1 protein-coding gene is annotated in these 629 nt (G+C 72.5%); it reads left to right on the forward strand.

What is annotated here, in order from left to right; genetic code table 11:
- Positions 1 to 629: MATE family efflux transporter (locus PSH25_RS29825; protein WP_238662178.1), on the forward strand; the 629-nt coding region annotated here is incomplete at both ends.

Below are 629 nucleotides of genomic sequence, written 5' to 3' on the forward strand. Positions count from 1 at the left end.
CTGGTGCTCACCGCGCTGGCGATCGTCCTCGGGGCGGGCCTGACCGGCGCGTTCTGGGCGCTGGTCGCGGCGAGTTGGAGCGCCGCCGGGTTGGCCCTCGTGGCGCTCGCCCGGATGGTGCGCCGGGTGCCCGCCGCCCGGCCCGCGTACCGGCCGGGGGAGCTGTTCCGGTTCTCCACCGTCAGCTGGGTCTCCTCGCTGTCGTCCACCGGGCTGATCTGGGTGGACGCGTTGCTGCTCGGCTTCTTCGACTACGGTCCCGACGCGATCGGCGTCTACCACGTGGCGACCCGGCTGGTCACGATCGCGGTGTTCGTGCTGGCGCCGGTCAACGCCTCGTTCGGCCCGCACCTGGCGCACCTCTACCACCAGGGTCGACTGGACGAGGTACGCCGGATCTACCGGGTCGCCACCGGCTGGGTGCTCCGGCTGTCGCTGCCGGCCTTCGTGGCGTTGCTGGTCTTCCCGGAACAGTTGCTGCGACTGGTCGGCGGGCCGGGTCTGGCCGGCGGCGCGGCGGTGACGGTCGTGCTGGCGCTCGGGCAGCTCGTCAACGCCGCGACCGGGCCCTGCGGGACGCTGCTGAACATGTCCGGCCGGGTCTCGGTCAACATGGTGGACAACCTCTC

The sequence above is a fragment of the Micromonospora foliorum genome (assembly GCF_022229015.1).
Taxonomy (GTDB): Bacteria; Actinomycetota; Actinomycetes; order Mycobacteriales; family Micromonosporaceae; genus Micromonospora; species Micromonospora foliorum.